Source organism: Legionella clemsonensis (genome assembly GCF_002240035.1).
GTDB classification, from domain to species: domain Bacteria; phylum Pseudomonadota; class Gammaproteobacteria; order Legionellales; family Legionellaceae; genus Tatlockia; species Tatlockia clemsonensis.
Map to the genome: position 1 here is coordinate 1,832,407 of NZ_CP016397.1, position 24,937 is coordinate 1,857,343.

Sequence of the window (24,937 nt, forward strand, 5' to 3'; positions counted from 1 at the left end):
TTATTATGCTGCTCCCAATTTTAGGGTGGCTTTAGTAACAAGAAGTTTGTTTTGATGAGGAGCGTCCTGTGCCAGCTAATATTGAAAATAAGTACCTGCAATCTTTATTCGAGAATTTAACCGCTACCTATGAAACAGAAATAAACTATACCCCTGTTGAAGTCACGCTTGATCCCCATCAAATCAAGGAAGAAGAGATTGACATCCTTCTGCAATTTGTTCAGGAAAAACGTAAACGACTTTTCCTTTTCAAACTTCCTCATGCTGAACAAAGTAGTAACATTCTTGCTTTTAACGCACGACGAGCCTTCCTAAATCAAACTGCAGAGGTCTTATTAAATGCAACGACTGAACCGAAAATTAATGCTTTAAAGGAAGCATTAACGAATGCTTCTTCGACAATACGTGCCAATATTCAAATTCAAAAAAGTATTCCTCTTCCTAAGTACCCAGATACTGCTGCACAAAGACCTCGTAGTGAACAAATTGAACAACTGGAGATACCAAATCTTGCCTATGTTCCCATTGATTTACCAGCACTTCCGAGTCTTGTTAAACAATTATCCGCTCTAGGTATTCAGAGGTTACAAGAGACAGCAGCAAAAAAAATTAAAGAGCATCCTCATGCTTTTACAGATGGAATTATTCCCAGAAATCTAGTGAAAGGTTTTTATATCGATAGTGAAAAACATGCTTTATGTTACACGGATACCCCCCAGCGACTTCCCTCTGCCCTTGCACCCATACTAGACACACCTGCACCGCTCAAACTGCCTACTCTTGAAGAAGCACAAAGGTTGCTACCAAACCTCTCTGAAATCATTTTAATGCATCTATTGGATACAAAAGATCCTTTAGTGCAAAAAGAGGGCCTAACGAATGCCTCACCTGTTAATGCAAGAGAGGTATCTGCTCTTCTTGGTACATATAGCCCAGAAGACGCCGGATTTATTGTGTCTGTCCTGGCAAAATTATTTATTCTCGGTGGTGAAACTCACACCAGATTATTTATAAAACTTCTGCGACATTGTCTAAATAAAAATTTAAATATTGAATTTTTACGAGATCCTGTTGCTCAAGATGCTTTTTTAAGTCCGCGTGGGATTAAAAATTTGCAAAAACTTCTTAAGCTTCCAGCCGAACAGAAAGAATGGTGGAATACTCTGACGATTGCTCATCTTAAAAACAGCCAACATCACTTTGATTTTAATCATTTTTTTGAAGCTTATTCGCAGGTTTTTTTACCTCGCATTGCTGATAAAAACCTTACCCTACCCAGTCCTTGTCCTGTTAAGCATGACGGTCATTTTTTAATAACCTTGAATCGCGTACTGGATGTTTTAGAACAAGCCCAAAATCCACAAGAGCAATGTTTAGCGCTGGAAGATCTCCATTGGGGACCCACTGGTGTTCATTATGCGATGGTACAAGCCCCAAAATCAGAGCGATTTTTACAAGTAGCAGCCTGTATGCGACTTGAAAAAACTGAAGACACAAAACTTACTTTGGAGGGTGTATATACTCATCTCAATGAGGAAGCAGAAAATTTAAAAATACTGCTGTTTCGTTACCTGGGACAGCATTGGAAAAGCAAAATCCGATTAGCAGATATTCAAGCACAATTTGCAGAGATACAGAGCCAGACAACCTGGAGTCCTGAGCAAAGAAATCAATTAATGTTTATTTTGACATGCACTTTTGCCGAGGAGGAAACACTTACTGTCGAACATTGGCAGAAAATGCTAAAAAGCAGCATTAACTTACTACAAACGCTCCCTGGTGCTGACCGAGCTGATTTACTTCAAGCCCTTTCACGTTGTTTACAATTTAAACCAATTCCTACCTTTCTACAAATACAAGCACTTCTTCTGCGATTGCTTGAACTTAAAACGTCTTTTCCGGACAAAGATTTTAAAGATGAACTCCTTCTGCCCTATATTTCCTGCCTGGAAAATGAAGGATTTCAACTCATTGAGACCTTGCAGGAGCGCATTCAAAAGACAAACAATATTCCTGATGAAAATTTAACCATTTTAACCGCTATTGCCTCCTTCTCTGCACTTTTGCAAAAAAATCGTCAGAATCTGGACCTGAACACCATCAAGTTACTGGCAGCAATAGATGAACCTAATCTGTCTCAAGATACTATTGATGACTTGGTGGCCGCGATTGAAACGCTGAAAGAAAGTAAAGGGATAGCCTATTGTAATATTTTGCTAAATCTTTTAGGCAAAATTAATATTGCAAAATCCCAACCATTGCCCAAGAGCCAACAAGTTCAGGCACTTATCAATTCACTCTTAGAGTCTGTCCACCCTCTAAAAGAGGATGAGCCTGAACAACAGGAACAATGGCTAAAAAACATTATTATTGAAAAAAATTTATTACCTGGATGTGTTTTCGGTAATGGAGATATTTCAAAACTTGATGACCTTATCGTCGATGCACTTACTGATGCAGTGAAGAAACGAAGTGATATATTACACATAAAAAGCCTTGAAGCTTCGCTAAGAGAAAATCTTCAAAGTAAGCTTGTACCCGATCAATTAAGAGAGCAACTAAATCAGGAATTATTCCCGCTTTTTGATGCCTTGGCTAACCTCGTTGAACTTCTACAAACACCTAACCCAAGCTTTGAAGCCATTATCGCTAAATTTAGATATTTCGAAGAAAAAAAGCCAAGACTGCTTAACTCAACCTATAGTTTGCGTGGTTTAGGGGACACCAAAGGGGAGTATATTTTAAGTTACATCCTTACCGGCAAAAGAAAATCCACTGATAATGTAACAGGAAGAATATTTTCCGGCATTTTAGCCCAACTGCATGGTCTTATAAGTCGCGAAATTCATGCCTACTTTAATGATGAACACAATAGAAATAAAGTGACTGATGTAGACGCTAACCTATGTCTTGAATGGTTAGCAACCTTTAATGATACTCACTCCCTTACTTTTTTATTCAAGGAAGAACTGGTACAGAAAAAAGTTTTACCTGCGCTTAAAAAAACCTTGCAACAATTAAATACCCAGGATCCAGAGTTTGAAAATAGTATTTTGGAAGCAGCCGCCAGGCTTGTTGAAGATCAACCTGCTGATCAAGCACTTCAAAATTATAAAACCACGATAGAAACTATTGTGAGTTATCTTAATTTTCTTATTGATGTTAAGGATAAAGCATCCGCGCAATTTTATACGATATATAAGCAGCTGCAAACTCCTCCTCTTGCTCGTCTCAATTATCGCCAGAAGCAAGCGCTGGTAAATACTCTTCTGCATGCCAACCCGGCCTCATTGGGTTTATACCTAAAATTCACAACTGAAGCACTCGAAGAGAATCCTTTGGCAGATACTACTGCTATTGATCGTGCTTTAAATGGCTTGAAGGACCTTTTTGAATTAGCCGGCCTGGAAACAGAGACACAGAATTTATTTTTTAAGATGAGCCTGGCTCATAACTTAAAAAACCCAAGCCCATTTCCTTTGGCAATTTTAAATGAATTAAAGAAATCGAATCTAAAAGAGGAAACAAAATCTTTAATCCTAAAGCAAATCATTCAAATTTTAAGCCGAGTCACCGTGAATGACTCTCATGAGTTGGTGCAAGACTTAGTGCACCGTACACAAACTTTTATAGTGGAAAACCCAACCCATGCCCCCCTTTGTATCGCTTTGCTAAAACGTGTGTCCTTAGACAATCTCAGTCGAGATTTAAGTACCTATGCCAAAATTCTTACTCAATTAGCCTCACACCATGGCGAAAACAGAGAAATACTTATTACAATCCTGACACATCTTGCGAACAGCAAAAAGGATGATACCGTTAATTTACCCATCTTACTTGACATTGCCGAAGGCTTGGGCCGACGCTCTGCAGTCGACCTGACTCAAGTCATGCAGCTTTTTGCCACCCCTCCCTATCCCATTGCCCAAACACTGAACTCAGCACTGTTAGTCCATGGTCCAGAAAAACTTCAAGCCTATTGTTCCAGCTTTGATACTAATCCGTTTGCAAAAACAGGAGAGACGCGCCCACTTGCTGAACATTTTGCTACCAATAGGATTCAGGAAGCTTTATTAAGTCTGGAAGATTTACTGCATGAAATTAATCTTCCCCCGTTACTTCAACTGCAACTGGCAAGACAGCTTACCTATATAGAAACCTTAGGTTATACTGATCCTTTAAACCCTTACGATTATAGTCAACTTAAAAAGTTAACAGCCTGCTCTCGTCATCAATTAAAAGAACGAGCTACACAATTACTTGATCAATTGCGTTCAAACCAGGTTCCTGAAGAACAACTCGAACTAACGCAAATGGAACTTCTTGCTCACCTGCGAGAAATTTATTTCCGTACTACAGGCTTGTTCCCAAATACCACACAAATGCTGATGTTGTTGCTTTCTCTGCATACTCCTGATGCCAACTTACTTATGCGTATTAATACAGGAGAGGGTAAGAGTCTAATTGCACCAATTCTTGCAGTTTTACAGTGGGCACGAGGAGGTACAGTGGATGTATGCACTGCAAATAGTACTTTGTTAGTCAGAGACTATGAAAACAGTTGCGAGCCCTTCTTTAAGTTTTTGAAGATTGATTCAGCACTTATTCAGGCAGATAGTCAGCCTAAAGATTATCAACTAAATGGTATTAATTGTTCAACATTGGAAGATATGGCGCTTTTCCGCCTTGCTGCCAAGGAGGCGAAGCAGGAAATTTATGTTCAAAATGGAAATCCCATTCATCTTGTTTTAGATGAAAGTGATGACGCGTTGCTTGATAAAACCACCCTCTATAAATTGGTTGCAGAAAATCCATCCTCTGAGGTAAAAGACATCCATGCTCAATGGATTTACCCTCTCGCTTATCAATTTATTAATCTTCCAACCTTTCGCAACACTGATCCTGCGAAAGGAAAGGTCTGGGATGAAGACGAGGATGTTGAGCAGTTCCGCCTCTATATTAACAAAGAAATTAATGAAAAATTTAACGGTGATGCTAATAAGCAAAACTTTATGTTGGCCACCAGCAATAGCCAACTTAAACAATGGATCAACGCCAGTTGCAAGGCAGCAAAGCTTGTCGAGAATAAGCATTTTATTGTTCGCCCCATTAAGGAAAAAGATGAAACCGGTAATGGGGTAACCAAAAAAATAGTCTGTGTTCCACTGGTACGCAGTACGCTTAAAACAGGTTGTATTTTTACCGATGGAGTGCAGCAAGCTTTACAAGCTCGATTGAAGGCAGAGAGCAATGAGCAGGCGCATTATTTCTTTATCGACGCTGATCCACAAGTTCTCGCCAGCCAATCTGCCCGAGGTTTGGTGCGCTTTTATCAAAACACTGGAGGGCGACTCGTGGGAATTTCAGGCACCCCTGGTGACCCAATCGAATTGCAATATTTAGCAACACAACTCGGTACGCAAGCAATCAGTGTAGCACCTTATGCAGGCGATAATCGCAAAACACATCCTCCAATTTTCACGTTTTCACGTAAGGAAACAATTCACGCTATCCATAAAGCAATCGATGCAGTTAAACGTCCTATTAAAGAACCAATATTAAGATATAATGCCGATACTCCTTTCCTAACGCTGGAAGATCGAGAGGCTTTTTGTTTGAAAGGCAAAGATGCTCTCGAAAAATGGAGTCAAACCCAAACTCAACCCATTCTCGTCATCAGTGAGGATTTTGATGATGCCCAAACCATCGGGCAAAGTTTAGAAGCTTATAGGCAGGCAGGATTTAAGATTCAAATTGTCACTGGTAAAGAAAGCCCAGAAGAGCTGGATCGCATCATTAAACAAGCTGGTAAGGCGAATACAATTACCATTGGCACGGCGATGCTTGCAAGAGGGATTGATATTAATCCTGGTGATCATCCTGAGGGATTGTTTGTTATTCAAACCTACACGGACAGTGAGCGTATGACCACACAGATTGCCGGACGCGCTGCCCGAAATGGAAAACCTGGGCAATGGCTTCCCATTTATCAAGTTCCAGCACCCAGCAATTGGTTTACCCGATTAATGTATTTTCTTTTTCCGAGCTATCGGCAGCTCCAGTCTGAAAAAGCTATCAAAAAAATGCAGGATGATATCAAATTACAAGCCACACTCGATAGACTATATACTCAGGCAGTCGATAGAGCACAGCAAACGTTAATGCAACAAGTGCAAGCTTGGGAAAGTTTACTGCTAGAACTCTACCCAGCAGATAACCATTTGAAAAATGAGCTTTATCAATGGCGTCAAGTACTTCTAAATGAGCTTTCCAATGTACAGGAAACCAGTATTTCGGCCGATACCCTTGAGGCAAGCGTTGCGCAATTTCAAAACACTATTTGTAAAATTTGGGAGATTGTCAGGGAAGAGAAATGGATAGCGAAAGCTCAACAAACTGTAGCGCTTACCGCTATACAACGTTTGAAACTTAATTATTTAAAACAGTTAGATCTTGAAAAAGAAATGAACATTCAGGAAGCTTTACAGGACAAATCTCCTTCATTTAAAGCCTCAGCTGCTGCATTAATCCAGCAAAATTTGGAGGCCGTCATTTTGGATAAAGCAGGAGCCGTTCTTGAATTTACTCAACCTCCTGAAGAAGATAAAACACAGCTGGAATTAGCGCAGAGCCAACAGCTTCTTCCTCATTTGATAGGTGAACTCTGTGCTGTTTATCCAGAGGCCATTAAATCACTTAACACTGACGACAAAGCACGATCTTCTTCATTTTTCCCAGCAATTCTGGTGTCGCTTGCCGAGAAAGTAATACAACAGAAAAATAAGGTACTGCGAATTGAAGATACCAAGCAGATTACTAAATCAACTATCGAATTTTATCAACAGAAATTAAGTCAAGCCAATGCAACGACAATTCAAGAGTTACTTGTGAAAATTAAACCACTAATCTTGACGCATACGCAAACCGTCTCTTCAATGCCGCTGATCGATAAATTTAAAATGCAAGGCCTGGTTCTAACCTTTACGCAACTTTATCGACAAGCCGGTCTTGAACTGGATGAGCAATTAGTCGCCTTAAACACCCAGTATAGCGATGAAATCATGAAAATGCTGGCTCATCATCTTCTCAATGAATTTGCCTGGGCCAATCAAACACCACAACCCTTGCATGCACGCCTGGAATCCACTGTTGCTAAAGAAGCTGCCTACAAGGTTTATCAGCTAGCCGAAGAATTAAGACAAGCTCCCCAAGATAAAACAAAAATTCAAGCGCTCTATACTGCTCTTCAAGAGCAACGTGTGAAGTTACAGGGTCAATATCTCTTTTCGTTGACTCACAGAAACCCTCGCAGTGTTATAAATACTGCTTTAACCGCGATTGAATCCCTGGTATTCGTACCTCATTGTGATAAAGAATTTCAGGAAAGCTGTAATGACGCGGTATTGTCAGCTTATCATCTTGCTCAATTTCGCTCTCGTCTTGAAGAGCTGTCGCTACAATTTAATGAGGATGCCGTATGGGATCATCTGAAAACAATACTGATTAAGATAAGTGAGGATAATAATCGAATTTATCTTATTGAGGAATTGCATGAGACAGTAGAGCGTTTTCAATCCTATGCAGCTTATCAACCTTATAAAGGTGCACTCAACGCGCTAAAAAATCAATTAAGTCGTTCAATCAAGTTACTAAAAAAAGCGGATGGTTTCAAACAAGACACCAAAGATAATTTATTCACTCATAAAGCATCACAATTTGCCGCTTTATTTCAGGTTTCAGCCGATCAGGTACGGATTCGCACTGGTTGTGACGGCGTGCAGTCTTATATTGAAGTGCAAATTAATGACGCCTCCTTAAAGGAAGGTTTCACAGGATACCAATCCTCTACTTTATCAACACTTGAAAAAGAGCGCGCACAATTGACGTTGCAAAAAGAACAATTCGAGCATCATCGTGAAGCGGTGCTTACTTTAACGGACACCAAAGCCTTTGAAATACTCCCTCTGGTTAAACAAAAAGAATTTAAAAAACTTTGGAAGTTAAAAGATTTACTAAAAATAAATTGGAAGGAACTCAAAGCTCTTGAGAAATTACCTGAACCTATTCAAACTCTCCATCAATATATTCAACGACTCGCTTATTGGGATTGGACTTCACTGCCTGAGTTAAATGAGATTGAACAACTATTGGACAAAAAGATACCTGAACTTTATGCCGATCTACCAGAAAAACATCGGGTTATAAACAAGCATTTAAAAGACATACAATTAAAAAAATCCGCAGCAGAGCAAGTCATTGAAGAAAAAATGCGTGAAATAGCTGCTGAAGAAAATAAAATAACCACAATAAATGCCCAGTTGGAACGACCAGAATGCACCTGGACAAAGAAATTGGGAATGAATGCTGAAATCCTGCGCATTAAATTCAATATTTCCCATCTACAAACTAAACTTTCTGAGCCCATTAAAGCTTTAGCAGCTATCAAGGAAGAAGAAGAAATTTATCAACGACATTTACATCAACTCATTGAAGCATTTACTTTACAAACAGACAAGATTATAGCTGCTTTGCAAGAACAGGCTCAAAATCATCTTACAGAATATTTAAATGAAGAATGTAAAACACTTGTCAATGATTATGAGCAAGAATTAAAGGCAGCAGCTACTACATTAGGACAATTAGAGCAAGTAGAGTTTAAAAAATCCCGTTTTCAAACACGACGTTTTTTTAGTTCAAAAGAACTATTAAATTATGAGGCAAGCCTAAAGCAAGAGGAAACGCTGATTCCCGTCCATTCGACATTAAAACATCCACAATCCTCCCTGTTGACCAAGTTTTTCTGGGAACCTGTAAGGCAGGTTAGCACAAAGTTAGAGGAGCTAAGTTTGCGACTATAGTCGATTTTCTCCAGTCCAAAGCACTTTTTGCCATGCTTTCCTTTGTTAATGACTAATGTTCCAAGTACTTATAAAGGGAATGCTAGGCAACGCTTATAAAGCATCTTCTATAATAAGAGAAAATAGTTTAGGGAAAAATTATGTACTTACGTATAGCTATTTTAGCCTGTTTGATTGGTGTTACAACTGTTCAGGCAATGGCCGCAACTCACCCAAAAGTGATTTTAGAGGTTGTAATTCAAGTGATGCGTCAATGTTATGAAGTAAAGCAGCAAATGGGAGCTCAGCTAGCTCAGTGTATGGGTCAGGTATTTGAAAAAATACCCAATCCAGAACAGTATAAAATTTATCTTGATGGGGACATACCTGGAGAAGCTAAATTACTGATTTATAATCAGGCCGGCTATCAAATCCATTGTGAGCTCTTTACAGGAAAAACCCTAATAGTTAAGCAATGTCTTGATTATGAAGGCAACCCTCTCACAAAAGGACAGAGTCTCTCGATTACTCCACCGCAAAACTAGTCTGAAAATTTTCATAGCTAGTAATGGGTACTACTGCACATTCGTGCGGGTAATTTTAATTTACCTTTCACTTCTCAAAAATTTAATCTGAAGCAGCCTATTAAACCTCTCAATTTATCTCTTGGTTAGACAGTAGCATGTCGGTGGAATCCTTTCCTGACCTCTCCTGTCCAGAGAGCCATTAAGTCTCCATAACCACATACATGCGTTTATTTTGAGAATAAGGTATTGCCTCAGTGTCTACAGAGTTTGGAAGCTGTTGCTTCAGTAACGCCAGATTTCTTTTTTCTCTGGCAGCTGCATAATCAGCAAAAAATCGATATTTTATAGCGTTGTAATTGTCAATTGCATGAGAAGCAATTGTTTCCATCATTTCGCCGGACAATTGTCCCAAATAACAAATTTCTTCTTTATCGTTAGTTTCTTGATCCCAGGACCGCTGTGCCTGAAAGAACAAACGTGCTAATTGCAGATTTTTTATTAGGGGAATTTTAAGTTTGTTCCTATTGCATATTCTGGCAACAGTATCTAAAAATTCATCCTCTATAAATTCCTCCGCGCAACGAACATCAATTTCAACAAGCGTGGTATTGTTAATTAAAGCATCAAGAAATAACTGCTTTCTTTCTTTCTTAATATCTAACCTGAGTTTTGTGAGAGTTCTATTATTGGCCAACGCTATTGCGCTTTTTCCAATATTGTTACCATAAATATCCAAACCGGTAATTGTTTCATTGCAAGCTAATGCTCGAGCACCCTTACTTCCGATTCGGTTGTGCGCAATTACCAACGAGGTAATCGTTTGATTACTAGCCAGTGCCTGAGCTCCTTCATCACTAATATTATTAAAAGAAGCATTCAATATGGTAATCGTTTTATTGGCAGTTAATGCTTGTATATCTGCATCTCCAATTTCATTATCAGCAATACCAAGACTAGTAATTATCTTATTGTCAGCAAAATATCGAACACCTGCTCCAATCTTGTTACAAGCAATATTTAAAGAGGTAATCGTTTGATTATTGGCCAGATAGCGTGCACCACTCTCTCCGAGATCATTTTGCGCTATGTATAAAGAGGTGATCGTTTGATTAGTAGCCAGTACCTTAGCACCTTCCTCTTCAAGTTGGTTAAAAGAAATATCCAGAGACTTGATAGTTTGATTACGTGCCAATAATTGGGCACCTGTCACTCCAATATTATTAAAGGAGAGATCCAAAGTAGTAATGTGTGGATTCTCTTTTAAGAAGTCACAAATTAAGAACACATCATCGTCATTAAGCGACAATCTCTTTAAATTAAGCAGGTTACCACTAACGCCCGCGTTAATTCGCTCAATGGTTAAAGACATAATAATAACTCCTCTACAGACTGATTAATCTCAATTAAGAAGATAAGCACGTAAAAGAATTATTAGAAAAGAATAGGTACTCTCGCTGAAATAAATCAATTACATGATTATCTTCAGCGATGAACCCGTTTAAAGATGGTTAAACTAGACTATTCGTCAGTCCCCTGACCTTTCTACAGGGAAGACACATCGCATTGAAAAATAATTATACAAAAATACATTTTTTGTGTCAATATGGAATATTTTTAATAGGGTAATTTTTCAAAGTTTTGTCGCAGAAACTCAAAATCCGCTTTTTCTCTGGCAGCAGCATAATTAGCAAAAAAGCGATATCTTGCGGGGTTGAAATCTTTAATTGTATGAGAAGCAATAATTTCCAGCATTTCGCAAGGCAACCGCCCTAAATAACAAATGTCTTTATTTTCTTCATCGTCGTTAACGGAATTACTCCAAGAGCGTTGTGATTGAAAGAGCAATCGCGCCAACATTATTTCTTTCACACTTTTATTGTACTTATTTCTGTAAATAACATTATTAATCCTATTTAAAAAGTTCTTATCGAGGAAATGCTTATATAAAAAATGCATTTCAACCAGCGTGGTATTTTCTTCTATAGCGTCGATAAATGATTGAGGCGGGTAATCATCAATATCCAATATTATTTTAGCAATGCTTTTGTTGTTAGAAACCAAAGCCATTGCTCCTGATACGCCGATGTAATTCCGAGAAATATCCAGAGTAGTAATCGTTTGATTGCTAGCCAATACTTGAGCTCCTTCTGCTCTGAAACGGTTACCCGATACATTTAAATCGGTAATGGTTTGATTACCAGCACAATCGTAAGCACTCTCGGTCTCAAGCTCATTACAGGCAATATTCAAACTGGTAATGATGTTATTTTTAACCAAGGCTTGAACACCTGCATTTTTAATATGGTTAAAGCCGATATTCAATGTGATAATGATTGGATTACATGCCAAGGCTTGAGCCCCTCTTTCACCAATATTACAACTAGAGACATCTAAATTGGTAATGGTTTGATTGGAAGCTAGAGCATATGCACCTTTGTCTCTGATGTTATTCATAGCAATATTCAGTGTGGTAAGCGTTTGATTACGAGCCAGTTGTTGAGCGCCTGCCACTGCAATATTATTTCTACTCAGATTCAAAGTAGTAATGTGTGGCTTATCCTTTAAAAAATCACAAATCAATGAGACATCGTTATCATTAATAGACAGTCCATGCAGATTAAGTACGTTACCACTAATCCCTGCTTCAATTCTTTCGATTGTTAAAGGCATACATACCCTCGAAATGTGCTAATAAGCTAAATAATGAGGCAAGCACGTAAGAGGATTTATTAGGAAAAAGGAGTCCGGATTATTCTCGCTGAAATAAATCAATTACATGATTACCTCAGCGATGAACCCGTTTAAAGAGATGGTTTAAACTAGACTACTGTCAGTTCTCAGGCCTTTCCACAGAGAAGACACATCGCCACTAAACCTGTAAATTATACCTATCGTTTAACAAACTTCAATAAGAACAAAGCATGGTGGTTATTGGTATTCCCTACCCCATTCCTCAGCAAAACAAATCTCTTTTAACTGACGGCGCCCTGCATATTTTTTATCCTCACCTTTTCGCTTACCTATAGCTAGCAAAGCGACTACACGTATATCTTCTGGAATACCCAGCAAATTTTTAACTTTATCTTCAAAAAAACCTTCCATAGGTGCTGTGTCATAGCCAAGAATTTCAGCCATCCACATCATTGTGGTAAAAGCAATCATCACATGACGGTTAACCCACACCGCATAATCAGGCGCAAGTCCCATCGCGTTACCTGCTGGCGCATCAAAGGTTTTTTTAATGATTGCTCTTACTTTTTCGTTTTGTTCTTTACTGAAGCCATGTTTTTCGGATTCAGTCAATATTTTATCCAAACTTTGTCCACGATGCGCATTTAAGTCACCACAAAAGACAATTACAGCCCCCGCTTCTTCAACTTTAGGCTGATTCATAGCTGCCTCGCGTAAATCCTGTTTTTGCTTTTGGTCCCGAACTACTATAAATCGCCATGGTTGAAGATTATAGCCACTTGGTGCTTCTATTCCTGCCCTTAAAATTTTACCAAGCACATCGTCTGGGACTGGTGAACCGTCAAAACTTGATGTGGCGCGCCGCTCACTAATGATTCTATTGAAAAGCTCCTCTGCAGAGCCAGCATCTTTTAATAGTTTATCCATACCTGCCTCACATAGTCCTTATTCGCTTACTTATAGTGTATCAGAGTGAACACCAAAAGCTTAAATGAGCAACAATTTGGTGGCACAGGTTTGCATCCACATTAAGGGGTAAGAGTAGATATTAATTATTTATATAAATCTCATATCAATAATTGATTTTTCATACACACAGGTAAATGCTAGATTATTCATTGCTCAATTAATGAACAAATAGTTTTATTGTTACGTGAGATGATTATGAAAATGAAACATGAATTGAATGAGATCTTAGAAGAGTTTCCTCTGCCGAATGAGCTTACTACTCAACTCTTTAATGAACTAGAGGATCGATTGGATCAACGTAATTTTGTCATGAGCTCCCGCTTCTTTTATTATAATTACCGTTTAGAGTGGTTAAAGAAGCGGCTAGCAGAAGCTACAGTTATCGGTAATCAGAATACTGTGCAAAAAATCCTGCAACATTATCCTGAATGGTTAATTGAAAAAAGAAAAACACTAGAGGATAAATCAGGTCGTGTCTTCTTTAATCTATCTATTTGGGAATACACTTTATGGGCACTCGATGTTCGTTACATGGCCCCTATGATGCTTGACTGTATTCCTGATGGAGAGCGAGGTAACGCCATACACCAGGAACTTGCTAAACAACTGGCTAAAGTAGAAACACAGGGCGTTACTTATCAATTAAATGGTCAGAGTTATCACGAAAGACATTATGATTTTGCCATTCTCCCCGCACTGGCTAATTATAATTTAAATTATTCTCGGTGGAATGAGAAAAGTCGCAAGGAATTTTGGTGCACAACCATTGGAGAATTACAGTGGCTTCTGCCTGCCCATATAGCCCAGCATTATTGTGATTATGAAAATGGATTTAATCCTACACCAACCTTTAAAAATGAGAAATTTACGCGTTCACTTCGCTATTATAATGGTATTAGCGGAAATTATGAAAATTGGTATTCACCCCGCTCCAAGACCGAAGGACTTGGTATCAATTTTGCAATATCACCTGTTTTTCTTTATCCTAAAGAAATTACAGGTGCCTTTGACATGCTCGAGGATTTTTGGGTATCTGTCGATATACGAGCTCTGACAGTGCTACAAGAAACGAGACTTGACGATTGGAAATTACTTAAAGAGCGATTGCAAGGTTCTCTTTTATTTGATTGTAAAAACTGACTCTACTCAAGTAAAACTGCTTAATTCACATTGAAAAGTTTAAAACATCATTTGGGAGTGAAACCCCTTAGGAGCCCAAAATTTAACTTAAAAATGAAAGGAAACCTTCATTGTTTTAATTTCTAAATCCCTTAAACTAAGGGTGATAGTCACAGCAACGGATTGTTAATCCAGACCAATACTTAAGGAGATCACTATGCCTCATCAAAAATATCAATCTTGTATTGATGCTTGTAACGCTTGCACTGTTGAGTGCGAACACTGTACAACGGCCTGTTTACAGGAAAGTGAAGTTAAAAATTTGGTTTAATGCATTCAATTGAATAGAGATTGCGCTGCCATTTGCAGCTTTGCTGCTACCATCATGGCACGAGGCTCACAATTTGCTAGTGAAATCTGCCGACTTTGTGCCGATATTTGCAAAGCCTGTGGCGACGAGTGTGCTAAACATACGCACATGGAACACTGTAAACGTTGTGCAGATGCCTGTTATCAATGTGAAGATGAATGCCGCAAAATGGCTAATTCCCTGTAAGTCTGTTATCTTTTTATTCGCTTAATGAATTGGCTTAAGTCGTATTTTTTAATACGGCTTAATTTTTTTAAGTCATATTTACCTGAAAGATAAAATTAATAGTAACTCACAAATCAATAAGCTGATTTGAGGCTTTCTCATTTTTCTATACTTAAGATAAGGAGAATATAATTCAAGGAGGAAAAGATGAAAAGAAAGACCATTTTTTTGGGGGTTGTTATCGGTTTTTTTGTTAACTCACATATTTTATTGGCCGATCACTCAAGCCATCGACAATTCTCTGCAGCGAAGGTACCAGCTGCTGGCGCAAATATGCCCCCCGGATTACAAAAACAGGGAATGCCAAAGGGATTAATTGAAAAAACACCTTATGGTTGGTCAAAGGGAGAAAAAAAAGGTTGGAATCAACCTGCTGTTCCTCATAAAAGTGGATTAGGCACTCAGAAACGTCATAAAAAATGAATCTCTTCGACGTAATTCTGACACATTAGCCGCAACAGGGTTCCATTTGAAAAAAAAATTGTCGCTGTCAATACCTTCACCCAGCTGTTCTTATTTGTTTCCCCTGGATATTCCCATTTGAAGTATTATCTTCTTTTGCAGGACGACCCGTTTTTACACTTAATTGAATTAAATTAAATTTGTACAATTAGATAATTAATTGTGCTATGTTTAGCCATAAGTTAATATTTGATTTAGCTGCAATGAAGGACGCCCAAGAAATTCTATTTGATTATATTAAAGATGATCATGTTGAGAACATTTTGATTGCAGAAGATCATCTTCATCATTCCCCAAAAGAGATTCTGATAGAACTTATTACTACCCTATCGAAAGCAAAAGACAATAAATTACGTTCAATTGTTTTAGTTTTAGAACACTTATCATATGACCACAACGTGCTTTTAAAAGAGGCCATTAAAAAAAAAGAATTCACTCCTGAGTTAAGAAAAATATTCGACAAATTTCCATTTTTTGATGCTAAAAATTTAGAATTGAACCTTTATTCAGAGCTTGCAAAAGTGGCTATCGAAAATGGAATTTTAATTGTGGGAGCAGAAACTAAAGGTAGCTCAGCAATTAGAAAAGGGGAGCTCCAACGGATAAAAGAGGGTAATGAATCCTTTGAGAAGACATTTACTAACACCTCTTTGAAAGATTCTAATTCTGTTAAAATTTTTTTAGGTGGTGCTGCTCATATAGCTGACTTGGAAAGCTATGATACTGTGACCAATGAAAAAATTACTATAAAAGGATTAAAATCATTTCTCAATGACGATGAAGAGCGAGGGCTTACTAAATCGATATATATAAAAGATCGAGCTTCTCTCCCCGAAGAAGATCCAAAAGCTGTCAAATTAGGAAAATATATTGGTAAAAATTTTGATGAAGTTATAGAGACTACACCTAAAAATAATATAATTTCTACTGCCCCCAAGCCAAATTTGGAAGTTGATGAGTTTGAAAATCGTTTCAGAAATTTCTTTAGGTAAAGCTTAACATCATTACTGACAGGCAAGAGAATACCCTTTTGAATTAATTTTACACGATTGTCTTGCACAAATTACCGTCATCCTGAGTAAAGCGAAGGATCCCCAGCAGATAAAATCCGCTATTGAACGAAAAGATCCTGAAGCGACTATGCCGCTTTCAGGATCGTGTGTTAAACTCTCTGCCTATTTTACATCTTGTCATCAGAATGCAGCAAAGCCGCATGAAGAATTCTGCCATGACAACCGCAAATAATCGAAAGTTTTTAATGTTCATTCACTAAAAAATAAATTTGATTATCTTTCATGCCGATTAGAATGCTGGTTTTAAAAAGGTCAATAATATGAATTTTTTTCCGCGTAAACGCTTATTCTTACTGATTACCCTTACAATTATTTTTATTAGTACTTTTATTCCTGCCTTTGCCAATACCGAACCCACTCAATTGATACCTATAGAGAAAAAATTCGAAGTGCTTGAGGCCTCTATGAATGGACGGATTGGTGTCTTCGCAATAAATACGGCAAATAACCAACACATTCAATATCGAGCTGATGAACGTTTTCCAATACAAAGTACTTTCAAGGTGATGGCTGTTTCCGCCATCCTAAAGCAAAGCATGACAGATAAACACTTGCTTCAACAGAAAATGACTTATACTAAAAAAGATTTGGTGTTTTGGTCGCCCATTACAGAAAAGCATCTTGCCAGTGGAATGACAATCTCTGAGCTATGTTCTGCAGCAATAATGTACAGTGACAATACTGCAACAAATCTAATAGTGAAAAAGCTGGGCGGACCTAACGCTGTTACCGCTTTTGCTCGCTCTATTAAGGATAGTACATTCCGAGTGGATAACTGGGAACCTGAATTAAACTCAAATCCTAACAACTTACTTGATACCTCAACACCTATCGCTATGGAAAAGAGCTTACAAAAATTAACACTTGGAAATACTTTAGCATTACCCCAACGAGAGCAATTAGTTACTTGGATGAAAAACAATACTACCGGAGATGCTCGAATCCGTGCTGGCGTTCCCAAAAGATGGATTGTTGCTGATAAAACAGGCTCTGGCAATGGCTACGGTATATCCAATGATATTGGAATAATTTGGCCGCCAAGTTGTGCCCCTATCGTTGTCACAATATATTCTGTACATAACGAAAAAGCTACAACTCCCCGTGACAATGTTATCGCATCAGCTACACGCCTTATAATTAAGGAATTTGCACAAACAGATAAATGTATAAAAGAACAAGCCTCTAATGCTTGAGATAAGAGAAATGGATCACGAGCTGATTATCTTGACCATGGCATCTTACTTTTAGAGGAATTTGTTCTATCTTCATCACTATTTTCCTATGATGGCATGAATACTAACTACCATACTTGTTCATTTAATAATATTTCATAATCTTAGTGGGTCTAATTTTCACAAATCTCACTGTTTAGAGTGAATTATGAAGGTTTAAAATTCAAAAGCGGGATGCGCCATTTTTTGCAGTAAGAAAATCTTTTTTATATGTCGCACTGTTTCAGCAATATATTCAAGTTGCATCGTGGAGATACCGCTATTAACCGTCATTCGTAGTAGGGTTTCTTTGGGAGGGGTAGCGGGTTGAAAAAAAGGAGAAAGATAAATATTTTTGCTATCAAAAGCAAGCCGTAAGCAACGACAATCTTTTTCTTCCCCGCAAAAAATACTAACAATAGGGGAGCGGTTATCCTCCGTATATAGTCTGTATTTCTCCTCAATCAAGCATTGCCTTAATTTCGCGCTTAATAAGTACAGTCGGGCTCTCAATGCATCACCTTCTTCTGCCGTCAGGATGTGCAGCATCGCTTCCATTCTGGCAATATCGTAATTAGGAACGGCAGAGCTAAAAATCATTGACGTTGATTTTTCTTTCATGAAAAGAATAAAATCATCGCTTCCGCACACCAACCCCGCACGAGTACAAAAAGATTTTGATAAGCTTGCCGTAATACAATCCACTTCCGATGTAAGATTTAATTGTGCTACTAACCCTGAGCCTTTATTTCCGAATAATCCCAGACTGTGGGACTCATCTACTACCAAAAAACAATGATGTGCTTTTTTTATTTGGACTATCTGGACAAGAGGGGCCATAGTTCCCTGGGCACTGTAAACCGAGTCAATAAAAATAGGCCCAGCCCCGTATTTAAAAATTTTATTTTCAAGATCATCTACATCATTATGGCGAAAAGGAATTATTTTTGCTCTAGTGAAGCGCAAACCAAACCATAACGAAGCATGGGCTCTTTGATCAATGTAGACAGGTATATTAGCATCGGTAATTGCCTCAGTAACACTAATATTGGCGCAAAGCCCCGACTGAAATATACATCCTTTCTCTTTTCCAAGGTAGTTAGCCAGCTTTTGCTCCATGTCAAATTGATAACTTCCTGCGCTTAGAAAAACGCCAGACATCATAATCTTATTTTTCTCCTTACTGAGTGAATTTATCTGGGCCTCTATAACTTTAGGATGGCAGGCCAGTCCCAGATAATCATTATGGTTTAACAGAATGGTCTTCTCAGTCGGGGCAGGTTGGGTTAGTAGATAATCAATGATGCCTTTTCTTTCTTTTGTGCGAGTATGTCGGTAGCGGTTAAATAGCTCTTCCATCTGCTTCACATAAGGCTTTTTATCTGACATATTGATTACACTGATAGTTGACAACTTAGAAATAATTATAGCTAAATTGATCAAAAAATATACATTTTGGTTTGGCACTCACTGCGTTCTAAATTAACAAAATTAATTTAAGCTTTATCGAGATTTAAAAATAACGAGTCGCTTTACGCCAATGGTATAGGGTCAGATCTTGCCTTTGTTTGGAAAAATCCTTGATGGCAAAAGACAAGATCTGACCCCTATATTTCCCTATATTTCTATATTTATTTGTTGTGACCCCTATATTTGCTATATTCTGACCTCCCCTTCTAATGATTAGCTTTAGAATCACGAAAAGCACAAATGCTCGCAAAAACCAATAATTTTTTGTTCAACCTCAATCACCAATATTTTTTACATTCTGTTCTATAAGGTCATGCCATTATTGGTACTCTATAATGACACTTAAAGGCTAAAATAAGAGATATGATGGAACTATTTGGGGAAAAAAATTATAGAAAGAATGGAAGCTTCAAACACGCCAACTTAATAGGCTCCCAATGCCCATCACCTTAAAAAACATAAACTATGCGTTCAAAGTCACCTCATTACACCACAAGGTGGTCGAAACTTTCAAAAGCTTATTTAAAATAATTCATGCCATTAACGTTTGAAACGCTCATCAATTATACGACGAATCTCATCAGGATCCGGTAAATCGTCGGGAATAAAAACTCCTCTACCTCCAGAAATATTTTTTAAATACTCCTTTCTAACTTTTGGTTTAGTATATTTTTTTTGAAGTACTGGAAGAAGACTTTTTCATAATTTTGTCCTATAACAAATAAGGTACTTTGTAAGAATAGTTCAAATTCCACTCAAAGGATGTTACATGTGCGGTCGCTTCACCATCGATACCGATTACGAAACCATTAAAGAGCAGTTTGGTATTCATCAGATTGAGCCATTACCCAATAGTTTTAACGCAGCCCCAACTGAAACCACCTTTGTCTTATGAATACTGGTGAAGGACTAGAAGCCGTGCTGGGTATTGTGCCTTGGTATGCCAAAGAAAGGAAAATGCACTGCTAATTAATGCCCGCGCTGAAACAGTCGGTAAAAAACCTGCCTTCCGACAAATTTTAACCAAATTCGTTTTACAAGGTAAAATGTGACACTTATATGGATATCTTGACCGAAAATGTCTTTATTTTATGTTAGGGGAATGTAATGCGTAAGGGATAACGCTAAAACTCTTCGTAAGGTATTACTCGGTATCTCTAGTTCATAGCTAATAATAACACCATACGGAGTTTGAGTGGGAGTTGGGAACGTTAACATTTCACCATACACCATTACCCCACACTGAGATGAGATGGGACAAGCATGAATGATCATACCTTTCGGTAAATAGATTTTATTCTCGCTCGTTTCTATAGCTGCGGTCAAAGGACAATTTTCTCTAAATTTCATTGTGCATGTGAACGTTTGTTGATAAGTATCTGGCGCAGCATGTAGTCAGCCTGCATTCGTTCTTTCTGGTCTTGTGGCATTCGAATTCGACCAACAACTTAAAAATGCACGATTTAAATACGCTTGCTCTCTAATTTAGTCTAAATGATTTAATTTATTGCTTCATGCTATAATAATGACGTCAAAGTGAAACTTCCAATGAATAAAATTCAAAAACTTGAAGACTTAAGAAAGCACTAAAAATCAGAAAGATAAATGATGAATGTGTACCTGATAATAACAATTGAGAAGGCGAAAAATTGTGCAAGCTAAAAAGGCATTTAGTTGTTATCTCATAGGAGATGATAATATAACCCTACAATGTGCTTCGATGATCTTAGCAAAAAATCATCAATTATTAGGTTTGATATCTTCATCAAAAATTATCCAAAAATGGTGTCAAACCAATGCCATACCTTACATCAAAAATTTAAAAGAATTTGCAGAAAATCATATGCATAACCCATGTGATTTCTTATTTAGCATTGCCAACGGCTACATTCTTCCGAATTCCATTCTTTGCTATCCACGTTTTTACGCTATCAATTACCATAACAGCCCTTTGCCTAAATATGCAGGTTTATATGCTACATCCTGGGCAATTCTTAACAATGAAAAAGAACATGCGATTAGTTGGCACATCATGAATGAGAAAGTCGATGCGGGGGATATTTTAAAACAACCCTATTTTTCAATAGAAGAAGATGAGACAGCGCTCAGTTTAAATTTAAAATGCTATGAACATGCAGTACGAGCATTTGAGGAGCTTATAGACGAACTAAGTCTAAACACAGTAAACCTGATTAAACAAAATTTATCTTCGAGATCTTACTATGGATTGAGGCATAAGCCTGACGGTTTTGGTTTTATTTCATGGAATAAATCATCCGATGAGATTGACAGGTTGTGCAGGGCTCTTACGTTTGGGCATTATAAAAATGAACTGGTTACCCCTAAAATAATGCTCGATGATGAAATATATATCATTAACTCCTATCGAAAATTAGGTATATCTTCAGGAGAAGCGCCAGGAACAATAGTCCACACGTCGTCAACTGATATACAAATCACCACACAAACCACTGACATCGTTCTTTATGAATTGATGAGTCTTGCTGGTGAAGTAGTTTCTATTGACCGATTGATTGACTCACATAAGCTTACTGTGGGTCAAAAATTTCCTGAAATTGATCCAGATTATATTCAAAAATTAATGGAACACCCTGCTGTAACTTACCCTAAACATGAGCAATTCTGGGTGAAAGAATATTTAAAATATATTCATGGCGGTGTTTCATTTTTATCCCACCTCATAAAATTAGATGATGAACATTCATTGTCGTGCCAAACACACAAAAGGATAAAAATACCTGAAGAGTTACAAAAAAAAGTAATGTTGTATTCCCAAGAGAAAAATTCACAAGCGAAACATTTTATTTTTGCACTTCTTTTAACTTATTTATATCGCCTCAATAATTATGTAAATTTTTCTTGCATCTATAGCCCTTCCTCACTCAAAACAAAGGTTGGCTTTTTAGGTAAAATCCTTGAAAACTATCTTCCTTTAACCTCACATTTGACGTCTGAGATGGTTTTTAGTGATGTTTTATCCTTTATTGAGAAGGAAAACGAACGACTTATATCACATGGAACTCACTGTAGAGACATTTTTAGTCGTTATCCAGAATTAAACGGCTTGACTAATGAATTAGATATCAGCATTTCATTTTTTGAATCAATAAACCGCCCTACCCTTATTTCTAATAAAAAATTAAATTTCTACCTCTCAGAAGATGCCTCCTGGATTATTATTCATAATAATACCAATTATAAAGTCCATGAAGAGTCGTATGCTTTTTTTAATAACATGGAACAGCATCTTTGTAATTTGTTAAAAGATGCACTGAAGCATCCTGATAAAAAGCTTTTTGAATTATCGTTCCTTAGTAACAATGAAGAAAATTGCCTTTTAAAGGTGTGGAATGATACCAAACGTCCCTACGATACCAGCAAATTATTGCACCAATACATTGAAGCGCAAGTGGCTAAAACGCCTCATGCTATAGCGGCTATTTTTAATGGGGAGACGATTACTTATGAAGAATTAAACAAAAAATCCAATCAAATAGCCCATTGCTTGATTTCTAATGCAATCAAATCTAATGACATCATTGGAATTTATCTCCATCGAAGCATGAATATGTTAATTAGTATTCTTGGAGTTTTAAAATCAGGAGCAGCTTATCTGCCCTTAGATCCTCATTATCCTGATAAACGAATTAATTACATGCTGGAAAACAGCCAATCAAAAATTCTACTCACTCATGAGTCTTCCGTTTCTAAACACATTCATGACTACAAAGGATTAATCATCGATGTTGAAAAGATTTTAACAAATGAAGAGTACGCCTCGACTACGCCACTCATTTCGACTACATCTTCTGATTTAGCTTATGTAATTTATACCTCAGGAACGACAGGCACGCCAAAAGGCGTATCGATTCCACACAAAGCTGCCTGCAATCATATGGTATGGATGAAAAATGCTTATGATTTTAATGAACAAGATGTTTTTTTACAAAAAACCCCCTTTTCGTTTGATGCCTCCGTATGGGAATTCTTTATGCCGCTTTTGGTAGGCGGAAGATTAGTTCTAGCACCCGATGATGCGCATGCAAGCCCTAAGGAATTAATTACTCTAATTATCAAACACAAAGTGAGTATACTTCAGCTGGTTCCTTCAATGCTTCGTGAAATGACGTTGACAGAAGGGTTTCGGAAATGCACCTCACTACGACATGTCTTTTGTGGTGGCGAAGTCTTGTTACCAGAAACCATACATATCTTTTTTGAACATAATACGTTTGGCTGTTTACTCCATAACCTTTATGGCCCCACTGAAGCAACCATAGATTCACTCACTAAAACCTGCTCACCTAGCGATGCACTCCTACCTGTCAGTCGTATTGGAAAACCGATTTCTAATGCGAAAGTCTTTGTTTTAGATGAAAAAATGCAGTTGGTTCCCACAGGAATTTTAGGCGAACTTTACATCTCTGGTGATGGGTTAGCAAAGGGCTATCTTAATAATGCAGCACTCACCCAACAAAAGTTCTTACCCAACCCATTTGGTACCCAAAAGGATGAATTGGTTTATAAAACGGGTGATTTAGTAAAATGGCAGAGTAATGGGATTTTGGAATACCATGAGCGTCGAGATAGTCAGATAAAAATTCGTGGTTTTAGAATTGAAATTAGTGAAATTGAATCTTGTCTTGATAAAATTCCTTGTATTTATCAATGTCTAGTGAAACCTGAAACAGCCTCTAATGGCGCACTGACCTTATCTGCATACCTCGTTCTCCTTGAAAATGAGCAGTTAACAGCTACCGAAATTCGTTCTTTTTTAAAAAGTGAACTTCCTGATTATATGATCCCAACGCGCTTTTTTGTTGTAGAAAAACTATTAACAACACCCAGTGGTAAACTTGATAGAAAACATCTCCCTACCCCTCTGAAACAACTCTACCTGGCTCAAGAACACCTAGCACCTCAAAATGAGCTAGAGAAAGTACTACAAGAAATTTGGTGTTCTGTTTTAAAAATAGACCACTTAGGCATTTATGATGATTTCTTTGAAATGGGTGGTCACTCCTTAGCTGCGATGAATATTATCTCGCAGATTAAGGAGAAATTTTCCATTCACTTAAGTATGAGAAAATTATTTGATTTTCCTACCATTCATTCCCTGGCTATTGAAATAGAACAATTACTGCAAGTTGAAAAGAATTGTAATAGGGAATTAACGCTTTCTGAACGCATTATCATTCCAATTAAAGAATCAGGGAATCAAACACCTTTGTTTTTGATTCATCCTATTGGAGGAAGTATATTTTGGTATAAATCCCTTGGCAATTATCTCCATGAAGAGGTGCCCTTATACGGTTTACAAGATCCAGGTCTTGAGAATCAGGAATTCTTTTTTCAAGAGCTGGAACAAATGGCAAATGCTTACATAAAAGCAATACAAACAATTCAACCTAAAGGTCCCTATCTTGTTGGAGGAGCTTCCTTTGGAAGCACTGTTGCTATTGAAATAGCCAAACAACTTCAAGAAAAGAATGAGAAAATACTAGCAATTGTATCATTAGATGGCTGGGCTGAATATCCTGCCCTACAAAGAAATGAGGAGCACTTTAAAGTGCTCATGCAAGAACAAAATAAACGAATATTAGAACATCATCTAAACCATAAAATTAAGCATTCTGAAAATTTATTAGAACTTCAATGGCAACGCGAAAAAATGCTCATGCACTATAAATTGCCTAGAATTAGGTCAAAACTGATTTTATTCAAAGCCGAAACACTGACTGATTTATTTAACTATGATGCACCTTTAAACTGGTGGGAAAATTATTCGGAAGAAAAGATCACCTGTTATTTAGTGCCAGGTGATCATGAGTCTATGTTTTCTGAACCTCATATTAAGGTCTTGGCTGATAAACTGAATGAATTTTTAAACTCGATACATAATATGCTATAGAATAAGAATAATTCTTTCACGAATATTTATCTACTTCATGGAAATTATGTC

At 37.5% G+C, this 24,937-nt stretch carries 13 protein-coding genes; 9 read left to right on the forward strand and 4 right to left on the reverse strand.

Annotated features, from left to right (window positions below; all coding sequences use genetic code 11):
• Window positions 1-68: 68 nt before the first annotated feature.
• Together clem_RS07945 and clem_RS07950 are read left to right on the forward strand one after the other, a co-directional pair.
• The gene (locus clem_RS07945; RefSeq protein WP_094091146.1) at window positions 69-8,858 is read left to right on the forward strand and encodes a preprotein translocase subunit SecA; all 8,790 of its coding nucleotides are present in this window, start codon (window positions 69-71) and stop codon (window positions 8,856-8,858) included.
• A 140-nt stretch (window positions 8,859-8,998) separates the two neighbouring features.
• Window positions 8,999-9,382 carry a hypothetical protein gene (locus clem_RS07950; protein WP_094091147.1) on the forward strand — a complete coding sequence of 128 codons (384 nt, stop codon included), beginning with the start codon at window positions 8,999-9,001 and terminating at the stop codon, window positions 9,380-9,382.
• Window positions 9,383-9,563: 181 nt separating this feature from the next.
• Here the strand turns inward: clem_RS07950 and clem_RS07955 are convergent, their stop codons facing one another.
• The 3 genes from clem_RS07955 to clem_RS07965 form a co-directional block, all read right to left on the reverse strand.
• Window positions 9,564-10,733, reverse strand: coding sequence for a leucine-rich repeat domain-containing protein (locus tag clem_RS07955; protein ID WP_094091148.1), 1,170 nt, complete (start codon window positions 10,731-10,733; stop codon window positions 9,564-9,566).
• A gap of 245 nt (window positions 10,734-10,978) precedes the next feature.
• Window positions 10,979-12,034: a leucine-rich repeat domain-containing protein gene (locus clem_RS07960; protein ID WP_094091149.1), complete on the reverse strand. Its 1,056-nt coding sequence runs from the start codon at window positions 12,032-12,034 to the stop codon at window positions 10,979-10,981.
• A gap of 258 nt (window positions 12,035-12,292) precedes the next feature.
• Window positions 12,293-12,982 carry a nitroreductase family protein gene (locus tag clem_RS07965; RefSeq protein ID WP_094091150.1) on the reverse strand — a complete coding sequence of 230 codons (690 nt, stop codon included), beginning with the start codon at window positions 12,980-12,982 and terminating at the stop codon, window positions 12,293-12,295.
• A 237-nt stretch (window positions 12,983-13,219) separates the two neighbouring features.
• On the opposite strand from clem_RS07965, the gene clem_RS07970 reads away from it, so the two are divergent.
• The 5 genes from clem_RS07970 to bla all read left to right on the forward strand — a co-directional run bounded on the left by clem_RS07970 (window position 13,220) and on the right by bla (window position 17,466).
• Window positions 13,220-14,164 carry a hypothetical protein gene (locus tag clem_RS07970; RefSeq protein ID WP_094091151.1) on the forward strand — a complete coding sequence of 315 codons (945 nt, stop codon included), beginning with the start codon at window positions 13,220-13,222 and terminating at the stop codon, window positions 14,162-14,164.
• A 319-nt stretch (window positions 14,165-14,483) separates the two neighbouring features.
• On the forward strand, window positions 14,484-14,699 hold the full coding sequence (locus clem_RS15095; protein WP_232505435.1) for a four-helix bundle copper-binding protein: 216 nt from the start codon (window positions 14,484-14,486) through the stop codon (window positions 14,697-14,699).
• 186 nt (window positions 14,700-14,885) lie between these two features.
• Window positions 14,886-15,161: a hypothetical protein gene (locus tag clem_RS07980; protein WP_094091152.1), complete on the forward strand. Its 276-nt coding sequence runs from the start codon at window positions 14,886-14,888 to the stop codon at window positions 15,159-15,161.
• Window positions 15,162-15,367: 206 nt separating this feature from the next.
• Window positions 15,368-16,192, forward strand: coding sequence for a hypothetical protein (locus clem_RS07985; protein ID WP_094091153.1), 825 nt, complete (start codon window positions 15,368-15,370; stop codon window positions 16,190-16,192).
• A gap of 341 nt (window positions 16,193-16,533) precedes the next feature.
• Complete coding sequence (gene bla / locus clem_RS07990; RefSeq protein ID WP_094091154.1) at window positions 16,534-17,466, forward strand: class A beta-lactamase; 933 nt, start codon at window positions 16,534-16,536, stop codon at window positions 17,464-17,466.
• 195 nt (window positions 17,467-17,661) lie between these two features.
• Here bla and clem_RS07995 read toward each other — a convergent pair whose 3' ends face one another.
• Window positions 17,662-18,873: an aminotransferase class I/II-fold pyridoxal phosphate-dependent enzyme gene (locus clem_RS07995; RefSeq protein ID WP_094091155.1), complete on the reverse strand. Its 1,212-nt coding sequence runs from the start codon at window positions 18,871-18,873 to the stop codon at window positions 17,662-17,664.
• 850 nt (window positions 18,874-19,723) lie between these two features.
• On the opposite strand from clem_RS07995, the gene clem_RS15100 reads away from it, so the two are divergent.
• Both clem_RS15100 and clem_RS08000 read left to right on the forward strand, forming a co-directional pair.
• On the forward strand, window positions 19,724-19,849 hold the full coding sequence (locus tag clem_RS15100; protein ID WP_232505436.1) for an SOS response-associated peptidase: 126 nt from the start codon (window positions 19,724-19,726) through the stop codon (window positions 19,847-19,849).
• Between the two features lie 825 nt (window positions 19,850-20,674).
• A complete protein-coding gene (locus tag clem_RS08000) occupies window positions 20,675-24,886 on the forward strand; it encodes an amino acid adenylation domain-containing protein (RefSeq protein ID WP_094091156.1) in 4,212 nt (1,403 codons plus the stop codon).
• Window positions 24,887-24,937: the final 51 nt, after the last annotated feature.